This window comes from Delftia sp. S65 (assembly GCF_016516495.1).
Lineage (GTDB): Bacteria > Pseudomonadota > Gammaproteobacteria > Burkholderiales > Burkholderiaceae_C > Comamonas > Comamonas acidovorans.
On the sequence record NZ_JACVUR010000051.1, the window covers coordinates 23,102 to 40,612 of the forward strand.

A 17,511-nucleotide genomic window follows, 5' to 3' on the forward strand; every position below is an offset into this window, starting at 1 on the left:
CCCTACCTGCACACCGCAGGAAAGCCATGCCGCCTGGCCGCCCACACCACGGCCAGCGATGCGCACAGCAGCGCCAGCAGCACGGGCGTGAAGGCGCCCACGCCCATGCGCGCCAGCAGCAGGCCGCCCACGATGCCGCCGCCGGCAATCGCCATGTTCCAGGCCGTGACCAGCATGGACTGCGCCACGTCGGCGGCCTCGCCCGCCGTGTGGGCAATGGCGGTCTGCAGCAGCGTGGCGGCACCACCAAAGGCCAGGCCCCAGACGGCCACCGCCGCATACACCAGGGCCGGTGCATCCCCGGCCACGCCCAGCATCAGCGTGGACAGTGCAAACAGCGCAATGCTGGCCAGCGTGAGCGCACGCAGGTGGCGGTCGATCAGCACGCCGGTGATCCAGATGCCCAGCACGGAGGTGGCGCCGAACACCAGCAGCACCAGGTCCGTGCGCGCGGCCATGCCCGCCACCGCCAGGAAGGGCGCGATATAGGTGTAGAGAATGTTGTGCGCCAGCACGAAGGCCAGCACCACGAACAGCACGGGGCGCACGCCCGCCAGGGTGAACACGCGCCGCAGCGGCAGGTGGCGGCCTGCCGCCTGCCCTGCAAAGTCGGGCAGGCGGGCGCGCACCCAGACCATGAGCGCCAGCGCCAGCACGCTCATGAGGCCGAAGCACAGCCGCCAGCCCACCCACTGGCCCAGCACGGTGCCGGCCGGCACGCCCAGCGACAGCGCCAGCGGCGTGCCCACCATGGCAATGGCGATGGCGCGGCCCTTGAGATGGCCGGGCACCATGCGCGCCGCGTAGCCGGCCAGCAGCGCCCAAAGCAGCCCGGCCGAGACGCCCGCCAGAAAGCGCGCCACCAGGGTCAGCGCAAAGTGCGTGGACAAGGCCGTGACCGTGTTGGCGACGACAAAGCCCGCGATCGCCGCCAGCAGCAGGGGGCGGCGGCGCATGCCCTGCGTGGCGGCCGTCAGCGGTATGGCGGCCACCAGGGAACCTATGGCGTAGAGGGTGACGGTCTGGCCCACCCAGGCCTCGGTCACGGCCAGGCCCTGGGCCATCTGCGGCAGCAGGCCGGCCGGCAGCGCCTCCGTCAATATGGTGATGAAGGCTGCCATGGCCAGCGCCAGCAGGGAGGCAACGGGCAGGCGGTCCTGGCGTGTTCCGTTCATTGCGGCGCTCCCGAAGCCCCGTGGACCTCACAAACCCCGTAGACCGCGTCGCGCAAATCGTTGACGAAGCGCCCCGACATGCCCTCGTACAAGGTGTTGGTGAAGGCCACGACACTGAGCTCCTGCGCCCGGTCCACGAACCAGGAATGCCCATAGGCCCCGCCCCAGCGCCAGGTGCCCACCGACTCCGGCGATGCCGCCTGCGACGCATCGCGCAGCACGGAAAAGCCCAGGCCAAAGCCGAAGCCCGGCGCATTGGGCAGGGCCAGCCCGCCGGTCTGGTCCCGCGCCATCTCGGCGACCAGGGCGTCGGGCAGCAGGGTGTTGCCGCCCTGGCGCAGGGCTTCCAGCAGCCGCAGGAAATCGCCTGCCGTCCCGGCCATGCCGGCGCCGCCGGAGGCAAAGGCCTGGGCGTCAAAGATGCGCGAAGGGCTGAAGGCAATGCCGATGCTCCCCTCGAAGGGCGACACGGTCTCGCCCTCGGCCAGCGGATGGGGCTGCGGCACATCGCTGACATAGGCCGTGGCCACGCGCTGCGCGGCCAGCGCATCGGTGACGGCAAAGCCGGTATCGGTCATGCCCAGCGGCCCGGTCACCAGCTCGCGCACGGCCTGGTCCAGCGGCCTGCCGTGCACCTGCTCAATGAGGGCGCCCAGCACATCGGTGGCCAGCGAGTAGCCCCAGGCCGTGCCCGGCGCGTACAGCAGCGGCACGCTGGCGATGCGCTCCAGGTTCTCTGCCAGGCCGATGGCCTGGCGGTCCATGCCGTCCGATACGCCCGCGCGCGCATAGGGGCCTTGTGCATCGGCCTCGAAGAAGCGGTAGCCCAGCCCCGCCGTGTGGCTGAGAAGCTGCCGCACGGTGATGCGGGCGGGCCCGCCATCGGCCAGCCGGGGGCGGAACCGGGGCAGCCAGCGCTCCACACCCTCGTCCAGCGCCAGCAGTCCCCGTGCCACCAGCACCAGCGCGGCAGCCGAGACGATGGGCTTGCTGGCCGAGGCCAGGCGGAACACCGCATCCACGGCCATGGGCAGCCCGCGCTCGCGGTCGGCCCAGCCTGCGGCCTGGCGGTGGACCAGCGCGCCGCCACGCGCCACCAGCACCACGGCGCCGACCAGGCGCTGCGCCTCAAGCGCCTGCCGGACCACGGCCTGGATGCGGTCGGACAGGGGCGAGGACGACAGGGTCGCAGGCAGCGCAGCGGGCGCAGCGGGTGCAGCGGGTGCAGCAGGTGCTGAAGGCGCTGCAGAAAGGGCAATCTTCATGGGAATTCCCGGGATCAAATGAACAGGGTTCCGACGATAGAAAGCCCGCGATTAAAGAAAAAGTGGGGTAGATTTCCGGTTTATGCGGAACTGGATGTCCGCAATGAAGGAGCGGCGTTTGGACAGCCTCAACGGGTTCGTGGTGTTCGTGCAGGTCGCCGAGACCCGCAGTTTCGTGGCGGCCGGCAGGCTGCTGGGCATCTCGGCATCGGCCATCGGCAAGAGCGTGGCAAGGCTGGAGGACCGGCTGGGCGTGCGCCTGTTCCACCGCAGCACGCGCAGCATCACGCTCACGGCAGAGGGCGCGCTGTTCCTGGAGCGCAGCCGGCGCATCCTGGCCGAGATCGAGGCCGCGCAGCTGGAGCTGTCGCAGGCCAGCACCGCGCCGCGCGGCCGGCTGCGGGTCAGCCTGCCCCTGGTCAGTTCTCTGGTGCTGCCGGTGCTGGGAGAGTTCATGCGCGCCTATCCCGAGATCGAGCTGGACCTGGACTTCACCGACCAGCTGGTCGATGTGATCGAGGAAGGCTTCGACGCCGTGGTGCGCACGGGCGCGCCCGCCGACTCACGCCTGTCCGCGCGCCGGCTGGGTGCCTTCGGCTACCTGCTGGTGGCCTCGCCCGGCTACCTGGCGCAGCGCGGCACGCCCCGGGTGCCCGAGGATCTGCTGCAGCACAGCTGCCTGCACTACCGCTACCCCCACAGCGGCAAGCTGGAGCCCTGGGTGCTGCGGCGCGCAGCGGGCGCGCCCGAACTGCAACTGCCCACCTCCATGATCTGCAACAACATCGAAACCCGGCTGTGCTTTGCGCTGCAGGGCCTGGGCATCGCCTACTTGCCGGAGTTCTCCATCCGCGAGCCGCTGGCCGACGGCCGGCTGCAACCCGTGCTGGCGGACTGCATGGAGCACACCAACGTCTTCCACGTGCTGTGGCCCGCCAGCAAGCACCCCTCGCCCAAGCTGCGGGCGCTGGTGGACTTCCTGTGCGCGCGGGTGTTTCCGCAGGAGCAACCCGGGCAGGCCCAGGACGCTGCCAGGACCGCGGCGCCCAAGACACCCAAGACACCCAAGACACCCCAGACATCCGGGACGCGCAGATAGGCTGCGCGCCGGCTGCTGCAGCCTGCAGGCCCCCGCCCTGCCTTGCTGGCTATCGCGCAGGCCTCCATCTGGGTTAGCATGCTTACAGAGCAGCGTATTCACAGAGTCATATCGGTTGCTCTGGCCCACCGGCAGGCAGGACCTGCGTCTCGAGCGCTGTGGCGTGCAGGGGCGCTATATCGGTGGGCCATTGCGGTTGACGGCTGGCGTTGCAGATCTCTTTTCTTGTCTCGCTGCGTTGCATGTCTTCTCGTTCCACCGCTATCCATCGTCCCGCCCTTTCCTCGCGCTCGCACGCAAGAACATCATTGGCCATCATCGTGGGCGTCTGCTTCATGGTGCTGGCAGCTGGGCTGTACTGGGCCGCGTTGCTGACCAGCCACCAGTACATGCAGCGCTACACACGGGATCAGGCATGGCTGCGCGTCTCGCAGATGTCCCAGGCGGTTTCCGCGCAGGCCGGGACCATGCTGTCGGGCCTGAACTATTCCCTGCGGGACCTGGCCCGGGACTACGAGTCGGGTGACTCGCAGGCATTCGGGCGGGCCGTCGCCAGCGTCCAGGAGGCCTATCCGCCCGGCACCATCGTCCAGGTGGCCGTGGCCGATGCGAACGGCCAGGTGGTGTATTCGAGCCTGGCAGCCTCGGAGCCGCCTGCGCAGAGCGTGTCCATTCTCGACCGCGAACATTTCCAGGCGCATCTGAAGGGCCTGACGCAGGGAACCTTCATAGGCCGTCCGGTGCAGGGACGGGTTTCCGGGCAATGGGGTATCCAGCTGAGCCGCGCCCTGCACCACCGAGGCGCGTTTGCGGGCGTGCTGGTGGTGTCGCTGTCGCCGCAGTACCTGTCGCGGCAGCTGCAGGCCATCTTCGACAGCCCGCGCGACGTGATCTTGCTGCTGCGCGAGGACGGCACCTATCTTGCACGCTCGCAGAACCAGGATCGGGTGCTCGGGCGCCAGTTGCCCGCGACGCGGGTGGCGCTGTTTGCCCCCGACGTCACGCATGGCACCTACGAGGCGCTGGCGAGCACCGACGGCATACAGCGCATGTATGCCTGGAGCCGCGTGAGCGGCTTTCCGATCCTGGTGAGCACGGGGCTGGACCACGAGGCCGTGTTCGGCCCGCTCAACGAGACCATACGGCAGAGCCTGTGGCGCAACGGGATAGGCACGCTGCTGATTTTCCTGGGCGGGATGCTGACGGCCTGGCTGGCGTTCCAGCGCTGGCGGGAGGAGGACCAGCGGGTCCAGTCCGAAGAGCGCTTTCATCTCCTGTCCGAGGAAGTCCCGGGCGGCCTGTTCCAGTACAGCTGGGACCCTGCCGGCCACTACGCCCTGTCGTTTGCCAACCCCGGCTTTTATGCCATGCACTGCATCGATGCGGATACGGCAGGCACTGCCTTGCAGGACCTGGCACAGCGGGTTCATCCGGAAGATATCTCGGCGCTCAGGCAGTCCATCGACGAAGCGATGCGCAGCCAGGGGGACTGGGCCTGCAAGTACCGCATACAGTCCGCCGATGGCTCCGTGCGCTGGCTGCAGGGCCATGCACGCCCGCAACGCACCGAAGACGCAACCGTGCTCTGGCATGGATACATCCTCGATGTCACCCAGGACGAAGGCCTGCGCAAGGCGCTTCACGAGAGCGAGGAGCGTCTGCGGCTGACCATCGGCGCCGTGCGTGACGGACTTTGGCAGTGGGACCGCGAACAGGACCAGGTGCTGTGGGATGCCCGCTGCTACCAGATGCTGGGCATGCCGGACCAGGCACTCGGCTCGTTCACCGTGGCCGGCTTCATGCATCTGCTGCACCCACTGGACCAGCCTCGCGTCCAGGAACGGCTCAGGCGCCACCTCGAACACGGCGACCCATTCCGTGTCGAGATGCGCATAAGGCAGGCCGATGGCTCCTGGCGATGGATCGAATCGCGCGGGGAAGTCACCCTGCGCGATGCCGACAACAAGGCACTGCGCATGCTGGGAATGCACACCGATATCCAGGAACGGGTGGAGCAGACCCATATGGTGAGCGCCCTGCTGGAGCGCGGAAGCGCCCTGGTGCTTGTCGCCAGCCATCGCCGCAGCATCGTCTACGCCAATGCCCAGGCAGCCAAGTGCTTTGGCCTTGCGGCGGGCGCACTGGAGCCGCAGTGCTCATTCCAGCAACTGCATCCGTCCAGCGACAGCTTCCACAGCTTCGCATCGCTGTATGAGCGCCTGAGCCTGAAGGGCACGGTGCGTACCGAGTGGGCACTGAAGGTCAAGGGCGGCCACATGCGCTGGTTCGACATGCAGGGCGCACTGCTGGACCCCGAAGATCCCCAGGGCAATGTGATCTGGACCCTGTTCGACGTAGATGCCCGCCATCAGGCGGAGAGTGCATTGCACGAGGTCCAGCAGCGGCTGGAGGCCATCATCGAGAAATTTCCGTCGGGCATCCTGGTGACCGACGATGCGGGGCAGTGCATCAGGGCAAGCAACGCAATGCTGGTGGACCTGTTCGAGCTGCCGCTGTCCGCCGCGTGCCTTGTGGGGAAAAGCCTGCAGACATTGCTGTCCTATTTGCCCCCGGCCATGGCAAGGGCCTTGCAACCTGCGCCGCAACCGGGGGCAGGTGCCCTGTCGCAACGAACGATCTTTGCCCTGTCCAACGGCCGCCATATAGAAACGGAGCTGCTGCCGCTTCGCAGGCAGGAGCGGCTGCTTGGCTACTGCTGGGTATTCCACGACGTGACGGACTACAAGAGGCGCGAAACGCAGCTCGAAGCCCTGGCATTGACCGATGCGCTCACGGGTGCCAGCAACCGGCGGGCCTTCATCACGCGCATGGAGTCGGAGCTGGAGCACCTGCGCCTGGGACTGAGCCATCCGTCGGCACTGATCATGCTGGATATCGACCATTTCAAGCGCGTCAACGACAGCTTCGGCCATGGCGTGGGCGACGAGGTGCTCAGGCATCTGGTGATCGCGGTGTCCAAGGAGCTGCGCCAGGGCGACATGCTGGGCCGCCTGGGCGGCGAGGAATTCGCCGTCTTGCTGACGGACGTGGACGCCCCGACCGCACTGCGGCGCGCGGAGAACCTGCGTGAGGCCGTGGCGGCGCTGGCCGTGTCCGTACAGGGCCAGGACAGCCCGATCCGCTTCACCGTGAGCCTGGGCGTATGCCTCATGGACGAGGGCGAGGCATCGGTCGAGCGCTGCCTGGAGCGGGCCGACGCCGCCATGTATTTCTCCAAGCGCAATGGCCGCAACCGCACCACGTGCTGGACGCCCGATACCCCCGTGATTTCGGACGCCAAGTGAGCGCCATGCCAGTGCCGCGACACGCCCGTGCGCCCGGGCAAGGCGATGTGCCGGCTACCCGGCCGCCTCACTCATCGCCGGGCACTCCGTAGCTGGGCGCGGCCGTGGGATCGATGGCGCGCGTCTGGTAGTCCTGCATCTGCGGCGCGTAGGCGACCCAGAGGCCTTGCAGCGCGCCGATGGGATCGTGCTCCGACCAGTCCACGCGCAGGTCCGCCATGGGCCAGCTGTGCTCGCCCGCCACCTTGAGCGCGGCCGAATGCACGGGCCCGGCCTCGCCGCCCGCGGCCATGGCGGCCTGCATGGCGGCCAGCAGGCGCTCGGCCAGCGGCAGCGCCGCGCTGCGCTCGAAGGCCGGCACCATGGCCTCGATGGTGCGTTCGCTGGCCAGCAGGTTGCCGGCCGCCACGCACTGCCGCCCCACGGCGCTGGTGAAGATGCCCAGGGCTTGGCTGCCGCTGAAGACGCCGGTGCGGCCCTGTGCGTCCACCACGGTGACCTGGCGGTACTGGGGCCAGCTGCCGTCGTCCAGCGCCTGGCGCAGCGCGGCCTGGGGGTCGGCGCCCTGCTCCAGCAGGTCCAGCACGCGCGGGCCCAGGGCGGGCAGCGTGATGTTCTGCGTGGACACCACGCCCACGCCCGCGCGCACCCAGGGGCAGCGCGCGCCCACCGCAATGCTGGACGAGCTGATGGCCACGCCCAGCTGCCCGGTGCGCTCGCAGCGCCCCACAATCGAAAAAGTCATGGTTTCTGCCTCCTGCCTATGCGGCTGTACCAGGTGCTTGCTGTGGTCGACGTTCAGGCGCTGGCCGGCGGCTGCCAGTCATCGGGAATGACCGCGATCACGTCGATCTCCATCAGCCACTGCGGCTGCCCCAGGGCCGAGATGCACAGCCCCGTGGAGATGGGAAACACGCCCTTGAGCCACTTGCCCACTTCCCGGTAGACGGGCTCGCGGTAGCGCGGATCGATGATGTAGGTGGTGGTCTTGACGATGTGCGACAGGTCGCTGCCCGCTTCCTCCAGCAGCTGCTTGACGTTCTTCATCGCCTGCTCGGCCTGCTTTTGCGGATCGCCCAGGCCGACCAGGTTGCCCTCGAAATCGGTGCCGATCTGGCCGCGCACATAGACAGTGTTGCCGGCGCGCACGGCCTGGCACAGGTCGTTGTCCAGCGACTGGTTGGGATAGGTGTCCTTGGTGTTGAACATGCGGATGCGGGTATGGGTGGGCATGGTCTGGCTCCTGCAGGGGGTGGATGGGAAGGTGTCTCAGAGCGCGCTACCTGCTACCTGCTACCTGCTGCGGGCGGCGGCGTCGTAGTCGCTGTAGCGGCGCTGCTTGGCGATGTGGTCGGCCACGAACTTGGCGTCATGCCACACGCCCCAGATGAAGGACGAGCCACGGCGCGACAGCCAGGGCAGGCCCAGGAAGTAGATGCCGGGCTCATGGCCCACGCCGCGGTGGTGGCGCGGCTTGCCGCCGGGCTCGAAGCTGTCCACCTGCAGCCAGCTGAAATCCACCCTGTAGCCCGTGGCCCAGATGATGGAGGTGATGCCTGCGGCGGCCAGGTGGAGTTCGCGCAGCGGATGGGTCACGCACTCCGGATCGGGCAGGCGCCTGCGCGCCTCGGGCTCCTCGGGCAGGTCCAGGCCGTTGCGGCGGATGTAGTCGTCGGCCGCATCGAGCATGGCCAGGTAGTTGGCGTCGCCGTTGGCGATGTTCTCGGCCAGGTCGTCCCGGAAGCGCACCCGGCCATCGGCGAAGGACTCGGTCAGCCCCACCAGGGTGATGCCCTGGTGTCCCAGCGCGCGAAAGTCCACGGTGTGGCCGCCGCGCGCGCCGCTGACGGCAATGGTCACATGCTCGCGGCCGGGCTTGGCAATGGCCGCATCCCATTCGCCCAGCACGCCCAGCCACCAGCAGAAATCACGGCCGCGATAGGCGCGCGGCGGCCGGTCATGGGCGCCCACCGAGAGAAACACCTTGCGGCCCGCGCGCTGCAGTTCATCGGCGATCTGTACGCCCGAGGAGCCTGCGCCCACCACCAGCACGGCGCCTTCGGGCAACTGCGCGGGGCGGTGGTAGTGCGCGGAATGGATCTGCAGCAGGCCGCCATCGGCGGGCGCAGCCGGCGCTATCGGCGGGATCACCGGCACCTGGAACGGCCCCGTGGCCGCGATCACGTTGCGGGCCTCGATCACGCCCTCGGACGTTTCCACCGTGAAGCCCGGCCGGCCCTGGTTGCGCGTGACCCGCCTGACCTCCACGCCGGTGCGCACGGGCGCCTTGATCTGGCGGACATAGTCCTCGAAGTAGTCGGCCACCTCGTCCTTGCCGGGAAAGCCGTCGCGGTCGCCCTTGAACTCCAGGCCCGGAAAGCGGTCATGCCAGGCCGGCCCGTTGGCCACCAGCGAGTCCCAGCGCCCCGTGCGCCAGGCCTGGGCGATGCGCTGGCGCTCCAGCACCAGGTGCTCTACGCCAAGCTGGCTCAGGTGTTCGCTGGCCGCAATGCCGGCCTGCCCGGCGCCGACCACGAGCGTGTTGATGGTTTGGATTTCAGCTGTCATGGTGTGGGTCTCTCAGGAAAAAAAGGCGCAGGCCGTCCCGCATCGGCGCAGTGCCGACTGCCTTGGTGTGGTCCGCAACAAAAAAGGAAAGAAGGTGAAGGCCGCCCGTGCGGCGCTACAGGTACAGGTGCTTCACCACGTCGTTGGCCAGCAGCTCGCTGGCCGTGCCCGATGCCACCAGTTGGCCCTTGAGCAGCAGATAGCCGGTGTGGGCGATGGACAGCGCCGCCTCGGCGTTCTGCTCGATGAGCAGCACGGTGATGCCTTGGCTGTGGATGCGCTGCACCGTCTCGAAGTACTCCTCGATGAGCTTGGGCGACAGGCCCAGCGTGGGCTCGTCCATCACCACCAGGCGCGGCTCGCCCATGAGCACGCGGCCCAGCGCCACCATGGCCTGCTCGCCGCCGGACAGGGTTCCGGCCGCCTGCGACAGGCGCTCGCCGACCCGGGGGAACAGGGCCACCACGCGCTCCAGCGCCTGGGCAAAGCCCTGCTGCGGGCGCAGCGCGTCGTGGCCGATCTTCAGGTTCTCCTGCACGGTCAGCTCGGCAAACAGGCGCCGCCCTTCGGGCACGAAGCCCACGCCCAGGCCAGCCAGGTCTTCGGTGCGCATGCGCGCCAGCGGCTGGCCCATGACGCGGATGGCGCCGTGGTGCACGGGCAGCAGGCCCGCAATCGCCTTGAAGGTGGTGGTCTTGCCCGCGCCGTTGGGGCCCAGCAGGCAGACGATGCTGTGCTCGGGCACCTGCAGCGAGACCTGGTTGAGCATGTTCACCACGCCATAGCGCGTGCTGATGGAGTCCAGTTCAAGCATGGCTGGCCTTTCTGCCCAGATAGGCTTCCTGCACGCGCGGCAGCCGGCGCACCGCCTCGAAGCTGTCGTCGCCGATCTTGCGTCCGTAGTCCAGCACCATCACGCGGTGCGGCAAGGTGGCGATGAGCCGCATGTCGTGCTCGATGATGATGAAGCCCAGCGCCGGATTGCCTTCGCGCAGGCGCTGGATGTCGGCGATCAGCGCATCGGTGTCGCGGTCGTCCATGCCGCTGGAGGGCTCGTCCAGCAGCACGATGCGGGGCTCGGCGGCCAGGGCGCGCGCAATCTCCAGGCGGCGGCGGTCGGCCTGCGGCAGGCTGCTGGCCAGCACGTTGCGGCGCTGGTGCAGGTCGCTGGACACGCTTTGCAGCAGCGCGCAGGCGCGCTCGGCGCAGCGCTTCATCTCGGCGCGCGATACGGCCGGGCGCAGCAGCGCGGTGAGCACGCCGCAGCGGGTGCGCGCGTGCATGCCGATGATCACGTTGTCCAGCACGCTCAGCGAGCCGAACAGCCGGCTGGTCTGGAAGGTGCGCGCAATGCCGGCGCCCGCGATGTCGTGCGCGGCCATGCCCTTGAGCGAGCGGCCTTGCAGCAGCACCTCGCCCTCGGTGGGCTGGTAGATGCCGGTCAGCAGGTTCAGCAAGGTGGACTTGCCCGCGCCGTTGGGCCCGATGATGCCCAGCACCTCGCCCGCCGCCAGGTGGATGTCCACGCCCTGCACCGCCGTCAGGCCGCCAAAGCGCATGGTCAGGCCACGCCCCTCCAAAACCCGCGGGCCTGCGGGCGCGGCATGGTGGGTGGGATGGGAATCAATGCTCATGGTTGCGCACCCGTTGGGGGAAGATGCCGCGCGGGCGGATGATGAGGAAGGCGATCACCACCAGGCCGTAGAACAGGATGCGGTAGTCGGAAAACGCCCGCAGCTTCTCCGGCAGCATGGTCAGCAGGAAGGCGCCGACGATCACGCCCAGCGTGTTGTCCATGCCGCCGGCAATCACCAGGGTCATGATGGTCACGGACACCAGGAAGGTGAAGTTGTCCGGCGAGATGAAGCTCACATAGAACGCATACACCGTGCCCGCGAAGCCCGCCAGGAAGGCGTCCACCGCAAAGGCCTTGACCTTGAACCAGGTGACGTTGATGCCGCAGGCGCGCGCGGCGATCTCGTCGTCGCGCAGGGCATTCCAGGCCAGTCCCACGCGCGAGCTGTGCAGGCGCTGCGCCGAGACGATGGCCAGCCCCAGCAGGGCGACGGCCACGTAGTAGAAGTTGGCCTGGCCCGGCAGGCTGTGGCCCCACAGCGTGATGGGGTCGTTGAACGAATGCCCGAACAATGTCGGCGAAGGAATGCCCACCAGGCCGTTGGCGCCGCCCGTCCACTCCAGGTTCATCAGCAGCTGGTGCACGACGATGCCGAAGGCAATCGTCACCAGCGCCTGGTAGCTGTCGCGGGTGCGCATGGACGGCAGGCCCAGCAAAAAGCCGAAGACCGTGGCCACGGCGGCGGCCACCAGCAGGCAGATCCAGAAGCTCACGCCGAAGTGGATGGCCAGCAGGGCCGACGCATAGGCGCCGATGCCGTAGGACGCGCCGGTGGCGAAGTTCGGTATGTTGGCGCTGCCCAGCTGGAAGTTCAGCGCCAGCGCCAGCACCGCGTACAGGCAGGCGATGATCATCAGGTGCATGGCATAGCTGTCACCGCCCAGCACCCACGGAAACACCAGGGCCAGCACCACGCCCGTGCCCACGGCCAGCGGCCTGCACTGGCCGAAGGCGGCCACGATGCGGTCCTCCACCAGCGGGCGTTTCTGCACCGCGACCAGGGCCACGGCAAAGCAGGCCAGCAGCGCCAGCACCGTGATCCAGCTTTCGGCCAGCAGGAACTGGCGCAGCAGCACGGCGCCCGCCAGGGCCACGCCCAGCACGATGGCGGCCGAGCCCGCACTCCGTGGTGCCGCCTGCGGCGGCGCCTGTATCGTCGTTGTCTGCATCACACCTTCTCCATTTTTTGAACGCCGAACAGGCCGGCGGGGCGAAAGATCAGCACCAGGATCACCAGGGCGAACACGAACACCAGCCGGTACGAGGTGCCGTTGGGCACATAGCCCTGCACGATGGTCTCGATGGCCGCAATCAGCAGGCTGCCGACAATGGCGCCTCCCAGCCGCCCCAGGCCGCCGACCACCGCGGCGGAAAAGCCGATCAGTCCCGCCTGAACGCCGAAGTCAAAGCGCACCACGCCCGCATAGCTGGCCAGGAAGATGCCGCCCACCGCGCCGGTGGCCGAGGCAATGAAGAAGGTGTTGCGAAACACCGGCCCCGGCGCAATGGAGAACAGCCGCGCGGTTTCGCGGTCCTGCGACACGGCGCGTATGCGCATGCCCATGGGCGTGTGGTGCAGCACATAGAGCAGCACGCCCACCAGCGCCACCGCCACCAGCACCGAGACCACGCTGATCAGGGGCAGCGGCCCGAACGGGGTGGGAACGGCCCCCTGCGCAATCGCCGGGAACGCGTGCGGATTGCTGCCCTGCGGATACAGGTGGCGGATCAGCTCGCGGATCACGATGCCCAGCGCCACCGTGGCCACCAGCGGCATCATGGCCGGCGCATTGCGAAAGCGGCTGATCACCAGCCGGTCCAGGGCGACGCCCAGCCCTCCCACCGCCGCAATGGCCACCAGGCAGGCCAGGCCCAGCACCAGCCAGGGGGCCGAGCCGCCCAGCGCGGCGGCCAGGGCCTGCACGGCCGCCAGGGCGATGAAGGGGGCGACCATGGCCACGTCGCCATGGGAAAAGTGAATCACCTGCAGCACGCCAAACAACAGGCTGAAACCCAGGGCAAGCAGGCTGTAGATGCAGCCCAGGGTCAGCCAGTTGATGAGTTGCTGGAACAGCGCGTCATGCATCGATAGGGTTCCTCTTGTGTCGGGTTCGGCCGGGTTGGCGGGGCTTCGCTTGTCTCCATGTCACGCAGCCATTGAAGCAAGAAACCGCGCAAAACCTGCGTCGCTTTTGCCGAGGCGCTGCTTCGGAAAACGCGATCCAGTCCCGGGCAGGTGCGGCGATACATTGATCCGGCGGCGTTGCCAGACAGCGCCGGCCAGCCCGCCACGCACCGTGGCGCCCCGCCGCCCCGGCCCCCCGGGCCGCCATGGCTGCCCCTCGTCTTCACCTGAACAGGACCGACCGACCATGCAAGCCTTCACGACAACCACCGCCCTCCTGCCATCGCGCCGGCGCCTTGCCGCATCCGCCCTGGCGCTGGCCGCCGCCACGCTGGCCTGCGGCGCGGCCTGGTCCCAGTCCACCGTGAAGCTGGGCTTCATCGGCCCCGTCAGCGGCGGCAACGCACAGCAGGGCCTGGGCGCGAAGAACGGCTTCCTGCTGGCCATCGACCAGTGGAATGCCACGGCCGGCGTGCCGTTCAAGGTGGAGGGCGTGGTGCTGGACGATGCCTCCGACCCGCAGACCGGCGTGTCCGCCGCGCTCAAGCTGGTCAACGACCGCGACGTGGTGGGCGCCATCGGCCACTGGAACAGCCCCGTGGCCCTGGCCACGCTGCCGGTGTTCAACCGCGTGCAGATGCCCTTTATCGTCTGGGGCGCCATCGGCCCCAAGATCACCGACCAGAACTTCGCCAACACCACGCGCGTGACGCCCACCCTGGTCAACGAGAACAAGCCCCTGGCCGCCTGGGCCGCCACGGGCCTGGGCGCAAGAAAGATCGCCATCATTGCCGACACCAGCGACTACGGGCGCGCCAACCTGGCCTCGTTCGGCAGCTTCTACAAGGCAGAAAAAGGCAGCGTGGTGGCCGAGGAAAGCTACCCCGTGGGCACCACGGATTTCCGCTCCATCCTCACTAAGATCAAGAGCCTGAACCCCGACGCGGTCTACTTCGGCGGCGTGATCACCGAGGCCGGCATCGTGCGCAAGCAGATGGCCGAGCTGGGCATGAAGCAGCCCATGCTGGGCATCAGCGGCATCTTCGACCCGCAGCTCATCCAGATCGCCGGCCCGGCCGCGGACGGCACCATCGTCGGCACGCCCAAATCGCAGACCAACCCCCGGCTGGACGCCATGAGCCGCGCCTATGCCGCCAAGGGCTATGCCGACTCCGAGAGCCCGTACACCAAGTACGCCTACGACGCCACCGGCATCCTTTTGCAATCGCTCAAGACGGCCGGCACCAAGGACCGGCAGGCCGTGGCCAAGGCCATCCGCGCCATACGCTACGACGGCGTGACCGGTACCGTGACCTTCGACGCCAACGGCCAGACGCAGGTGCCCGTGGAGCTGCAGCTGCACGAGGTCAAAGACGGCAAGTGGGCCAGCCGCTGATGATCAGGACAGGCAGCCAGTACCGCGACTCCATCCGCGATGGCCGGCGGGTCTGGATGAACGGCGAGCGCGTCAAGGACGTGACCACTCACCCCATGTTCAAGCCGCTGGTGGACATCCGCGCGCGCATGTACGACCTGCAGCACGAGGCCGCGCTGCGCGACGCGCTCACCTACGACGAAGGCGACGGCGAGCGCCACTCCATCGCCCACAAGCTGCCGCTGACGCGCCAGGACTGGTGGGACAAGCGCCGCGCCACCGACCTGCTGCTGGAGGACATGGGCGGCGTGGTCATGCGCGTGGGCGACGAGAGCGTGGGCGAGATGTGGTCGCTGTTCGACGGCCAGGACGTGCTCAACGAGCTGGACCCGCGCTTTTCCGCCAACATCCGCACCCACATCCGCCGCGTGGTGCGTGGCGACCTGTTCCACGTATCGGCCAACACCGACCCCAAGGGCGACCGCTCGCGCCTGCCGCAGGACCAGGACCCCGACGTGCTGCTGCATGTGGTCAAGGAGACCGATGCAGGCGTCATCGTGCGCGGCGCCAAGTACGAGACCGCCGCCGCCTATGCCAACCAGGCCTTCACCAAGCCGGGGCTGGCGCACTGGGGCGACGCTGCGCAGTCCGAATACGCCATAGGCTTCATCTGCGACCTGGGCGCGCCCGGCCTGCGCTTCATCTGCCGCCCGGGCCTGGCCGCCCGCGCATCGGCCCAGGACCATCCGTTGAGCCATCGCTTCGACGAAGTGGACGCCATCGTGGTCTTCGACGACGTGCTGGTTCCCTGGGAGAACGTGCTGTTCTACCGCCACACCCGCGCCGCCCATTTCCTGCGCGACACCCTGCACCGCTACTCGGCCTTCACCTTCCTGCAGCGCAGCCTCAAGCTGGCCGACATGCTGATAGGCACGGCCCTGCACAACGCGCGCCAGACCGGCGTGGAGAAGCTGCAGGCCGTGCAGGACAGGCTGGCCGGCCTGGCCTGCTACCGCGAAGGCATCAACGCCCACCTCACGGCCGCCATCGCGCTGGCCGAGCGCAGCCCGGCCGGGCTGATGATGCCCAACCAGTCGCTGCTGTTCACGGGACGGTCTCTGGCCACCAGCCAGCTGCACCACATGATGAACACCGTGCGCGAGCTGTGCGGCGGCCAGGTCTGCCTGACGCCGGACCACGCCAGCTTCGAGAACGAGGAAACCGGCCCCTGGCTGCGCAAGTTCTATACGCTCGGGCCGCAATCGCAGGCCGACGACCGCCGCAGGCTGCTGGCCTATGCGCGCGACCTGCTCGACTCGGACCACGCCGGCCACCGGCTCAGCTTCCAGCTGTTTGCGCAATGCCCGCCCTACGCCCAGACGGCGGCCGTGTACCGGCATTTCAACTGGGATGCGCCGCTGGACTTCGTGGGCAAGTCCGCCGGCCTGACGGACCGCGTGAAGGCCACGCAGGCGCCGGCCCAGGGCGACGGTGCGGTGGCGCAATGGTTTCGCAATCACAACGCCAGCGACTGAAGGCTGCCGGGGCCCGACCGCCGCACAATGCAGGCGCCTTGCGGGAAGGGCCTCTTGCAGCGCGGTCCGCCGCTTGGTCAACTACGCGGCAGGTCACCCTGGCCGCCCTCCCCCTCTCCACCTCTTGCACACCGTGCTGACACGACTGACCTTCAGACAATTGGAATACTGCGTGGCAGCGGGCGAATTCGGCAGCATTGCCGAGGCCGCCAACCGCATCCACGTCTCGCCCTCGTCCATCTCATCGGCCATCACCCAGGTGGAGGCCGAGCTGCAGGTGCCGCTGTTCGTGCGTCACCATGCGCAAGGCCTGTCCGTCACGCCCGCAGGCGCCGAAGTCCTGCGGGAAATCCGCAGCCTGCTCGACCAGGCCATGGCCTTGTACGACGTGGCCAGCAGCGCGCAAAGCCAGGTGCGCGGCCCCGTGCGCGTGGGCTGCTTCACCACGCTGGCGGCCATGGTCGCCCCCGAGCTGTGCCAGGGATTCGCGCGCGCCCACCCCAAGGCCACGGTCACCCAGATCGAGGACCACCAGGAAGGCCTGATCCACAAGCTGCGCACCGCGCAGATCGATGTCGCCATCACCTACGACCTGCTGGTGGCCGAATCGGACATCTGCTTCGAGCCCCTGGCCCAGCTGCCGCCCATGGTCATCGTCAGCGAACTCAATCCGCTGGCCAACCACCGCTCCACCACGCTGGAGGCGCTGGCCCAGCTGCCCATGGTCCTGCTGGACCTGCCCCTGAGCCGTGAATACTTCATGTCGCTGTTCCGCGAAGCCGGCGTCTCGCCCCTGATCGCGGCCCGCAGCGCCAGCCCCGACGTGGTGCGCTCCCTGGTGGCCAACGACGTGGGCTACTCCCTGGTCAACGTGCGCCCGCGCAACTCCCACGCGCTGGACGGCAAGAAGATCGTCAACCTGCACCTGAACGGCAACCACCGCCCCATGAAACTGGGCCTGGCCTGGGCCCGCGAACAAAAGCCCCGCCATGTGGTGGAAGCCTTCATGCACCGCTGCCGCAGCTTCATCTCCAATGAATACATTCCGGGGATGACGGCGCCTGGGCGCGGGGAGGCGAACTGAGCGGCGCGCAGACCGAATCAGGGAGCCCGTCAGCCAGTGCTCTTGCGCACCTCGTAATGCAGCACCGCCATGCCCTCGCCAATCTGCCGAACCGACAGCAGGCGCAGCACCGGATGCAGCACGCGGCGCGGAAACAGCGGCTTGCCCCGGCCCAGCGTGGCCGAGCCCACGCTCAGGATCATCTCGTCCAGCAGGCCCGCGTCGTAGAACTGGCCCACTAGGGCCTGTTCACACTAATGTGGGGTCGCGAAGCTACCTGCCAGCCCGCCAATCAAGGCGCGCGACGCCGTGCGTGTGCTCACACGCACAAGGAGCGCAACGCCGAGTGGCGGGCTGGCAGGCAG

The 17,511-nt window shown here is 68.5% G+C and carries 14 protein-coding genes and 1 pseudogene; 5 read left to right on the plus strand and 10 right to left on the minus strand.

Going from position 1 to position 17,511, the window contains the following annotated elements; translation table 11 throughout:
• Positions 1-2: 2 nt before the first annotated feature.
• Both IAE24_RS26400 and IAE24_RS26405 read right to left on the minus strand, forming a co-directional pair.
• The gene (locus IAE24_RS26400) at positions 3-1,175 is read right to left on the minus strand and encodes an MFS transporter (RefSeq protein ID WP_199960937.1); all 1,173 of its coding nucleotides are present in this window, start codon (positions 1,173-1,175) and stop codon (positions 3-5) included.
• Positions 1,172-2,440, minus strand: coding sequence for a serine hydrolase domain-containing protein (locus IAE24_RS26405; RefSeq protein WP_199960938.1), 1,269 nt, complete (start codon positions 2,438-2,440; stop codon positions 1,172-1,174). Before IAE24_RS26405 ends, IAE24_RS26400 begins: the two co-directional genes overlap by 4 nt.
• 118 nt (positions 2,441-2,558) lie before the next feature.
• Here IAE24_RS26405 and IAE24_RS26410 point away from each other — a divergent pair, with 118 nt between their 5' ends.
• A complete protein-coding gene (locus IAE24_RS26410; RefSeq protein WP_199960939.1) occupies positions 2,559-3,539 on the plus strand; it encodes a LysR family transcriptional regulator in 981 nt (326 codons plus the stop codon).
• A 308-nt stretch (positions 3,540-3,847) separates the two neighbouring features.
• Complete coding sequence (locus tag IAE24_RS26415; protein ID WP_233626228.1) at positions 3,848-6,844, plus strand: diguanylate cyclase; 2,997 nt, start codon at positions 3,848-3,850, stop codon at positions 6,842-6,844.
• A 67-nt stretch (positions 6,845-6,911) separates the two neighbouring features.
• On the opposite strand, the gene IAE24_RS26420 is transcribed toward IAE24_RS26415, so the two are convergent.
• The 7 genes from IAE24_RS26420 to IAE24_RS26450 form a co-directional block, all read right to left on the minus strand.
• Complete coding sequence (locus IAE24_RS26420; RefSeq protein WP_199960941.1) at positions 6,912-7,589, minus strand: DUF1028 domain-containing protein; 678 nt, start codon at positions 7,587-7,589, stop codon at positions 6,912-6,914.
• A gap of 53 nt (positions 7,590-7,642) precedes the next feature.
• Positions 7,643-8,077, minus strand: coding sequence for a RidA family protein (locus IAE24_RS26425; protein WP_012204875.1), 435 nt, complete (start codon positions 8,075-8,077; stop codon positions 7,643-7,645).
• Positions 8,078-8,137: 60 nt separating this feature from the next.
• Positions 8,138-9,412, minus strand: a complete 1,275-nt coding sequence (locus IAE24_RS26430; RefSeq protein WP_199960942.1) for a flavin-containing monooxygenase — start codon at positions 9,410-9,412, stop codon at positions 8,138-8,140.
• Positions 9,413-9,527: 115 nt separating this feature from the next.
• Positions 9,528-10,226 (minus strand): ABC transporter ATP-binding protein, encoded by a 699-nt coding sequence (locus IAE24_RS26435; RefSeq protein WP_016448200.1) that lies wholly within the window; start codon positions 10,224-10,226, stop codon positions 9,528-9,530.
• On the minus strand, positions 10,219-11,046 hold the full coding sequence (locus IAE24_RS26440; protein WP_088165169.1) for an ABC transporter ATP-binding protein: 828 nt from the start codon (positions 11,044-11,046) through the stop codon (positions 10,219-10,221). The genes IAE24_RS26435 and IAE24_RS26440 overlap by 8 nt, the downstream gene beginning before the upstream one ends.
• Complete coding sequence (locus tag IAE24_RS26445) at positions 11,036-12,217, minus strand: branched-chain amino acid ABC transporter permease (protein WP_026062742.1); 1,182 nt, start codon at positions 12,215-12,217, stop codon at positions 11,036-11,038. Before IAE24_RS26445 ends, IAE24_RS26440 begins: the two co-directional genes overlap by 11 nt.
• Complete coding sequence (locus IAE24_RS26450) at positions 12,217-13,134, minus strand: branched-chain amino acid ABC transporter permease (RefSeq protein WP_063326506.1); 918 nt, start codon at positions 13,132-13,134, stop codon at positions 12,217-12,219. The genes IAE24_RS26445 and IAE24_RS26450 overlap by 1 nt, the downstream gene beginning before the upstream one ends.
• Positions 13,135-13,420: 286 nt before the next feature.
• Between IAE24_RS26450 and IAE24_RS26455 the strand changes: the two genes are divergently transcribed.
• The 3 genes from IAE24_RS26455 (at position 13,421) to IAE24_RS26465 (ending at position 17,167) form a co-directional block, all read left to right on the plus strand.
• Positions 13,421-14,569 carry a branched-chain amino acid ABC transporter substrate-binding protein gene (locus IAE24_RS26455; RefSeq protein WP_013802993.1) on the plus strand — a complete coding sequence of 383 codons (1,149 nt, stop codon included), beginning with the start codon at positions 13,421-13,423 and terminating at the stop codon, positions 14,567-14,569.
• Positions 14,554-16,083: a 4-hydroxyphenylacetate 3-hydroxylase family protein gene (locus tag IAE24_RS26460; RefSeq protein ID WP_325100571.1), complete on the plus strand. Its 1,530-nt coding sequence runs from the start codon at positions 14,554-14,556 to the stop codon at positions 16,081-16,083. Before IAE24_RS26455 ends, IAE24_RS26460 begins: the two co-directional genes overlap by 16 nt.
• A 133-nt stretch (positions 16,084-16,216) precedes the next feature.
• Entirely contained in the window at positions 16,217-17,167 is a 951-nt protein-coding gene (locus IAE24_RS26465) for a LysR family transcriptional regulator (RefSeq protein WP_016448205.1), read from the plus strand.
• A 29-nt stretch (positions 17,168-17,196) separates the two neighbouring features.
• Here the strand turns inward: IAE24_RS26465 and IAE24_RS26470 are convergent.
• Positions 17,197-17,388, minus strand: a pseudogene (locus tag IAE24_RS26470) (dihydrofolate reductase family protein); the annotation flags it as partial.
• Positions 17,389-17,511 lie beyond the last annotated feature (123 nt).

Bases quoted from the DNA above. Each gene is read 5' to 3' on its own strand.
- IAE24_RS26425 (WP_012204875.1), bottom strand. From the start codon at position 8,077: ATGCCCACCCATACCCGCATCCGCATGTTCAACACCAAGGACACCTAT.
- IAE24_RS26430 (WP_199960942.1), bottom strand. From the start codon at position 9,412: ATGACAGCTGAAATCCAAACCATCAACACGCTCGTGGTCGGCGCCGGG.
- IAE24_RS26450 (WP_063326506.1), bottom strand. From the start codon at position 13,134: ATGCATGACGCGCTGTTCCAGCAACTCATCAACTGGCTGACCCTGGGC.
- IAE24_RS26455 (WP_013802993.1), top strand. From the start codon at position 13,421: ATGCAAGCCTTCACGACAACCACCGCCCTCCTGCCATCGCGCCGGCGC.
- IAE24_RS26405 (WP_199960938.1), bottom strand. From the start codon at position 2,440: ATGAAGATTGCCCTTTCTGCAGCGCCTTCAGCACCTGCTGCACCCGCT.
- IAE24_RS26400 (WP_199960937.1), bottom strand. From the start codon at position 1,175: ATGAACGGAACACGCCAGGACCGCCTGCCCGTTGCCTCCCTGCTGGCG.
- IAE24_RS26440 (WP_088165169.1), bottom strand. From the start codon at position 11,046: ATGAGCATTGATTCCCATCCCACCCACCATGCCGCGCCCGCAGGCCCG.
- IAE24_RS26420 (WP_199960941.1), bottom strand. From the start codon at position 7,589: ATGACTTTTTCGATTGTGGGGCGCTGCGAGCGCACCGGGCAGCTGGGC.
- IAE24_RS26435 (WP_016448200.1), bottom strand. From the start codon at position 10,226: ATGCTTGAACTGGACTCCATCAGCACGCGCTATGGCGTGGTGAACATG.
- IAE24_RS26445 (WP_026062742.1), bottom strand. From the start codon at position 12,217: ATGCAGACAACGACGATACAGGCGCCGCCGCAGGCGGCACCACGGAGT.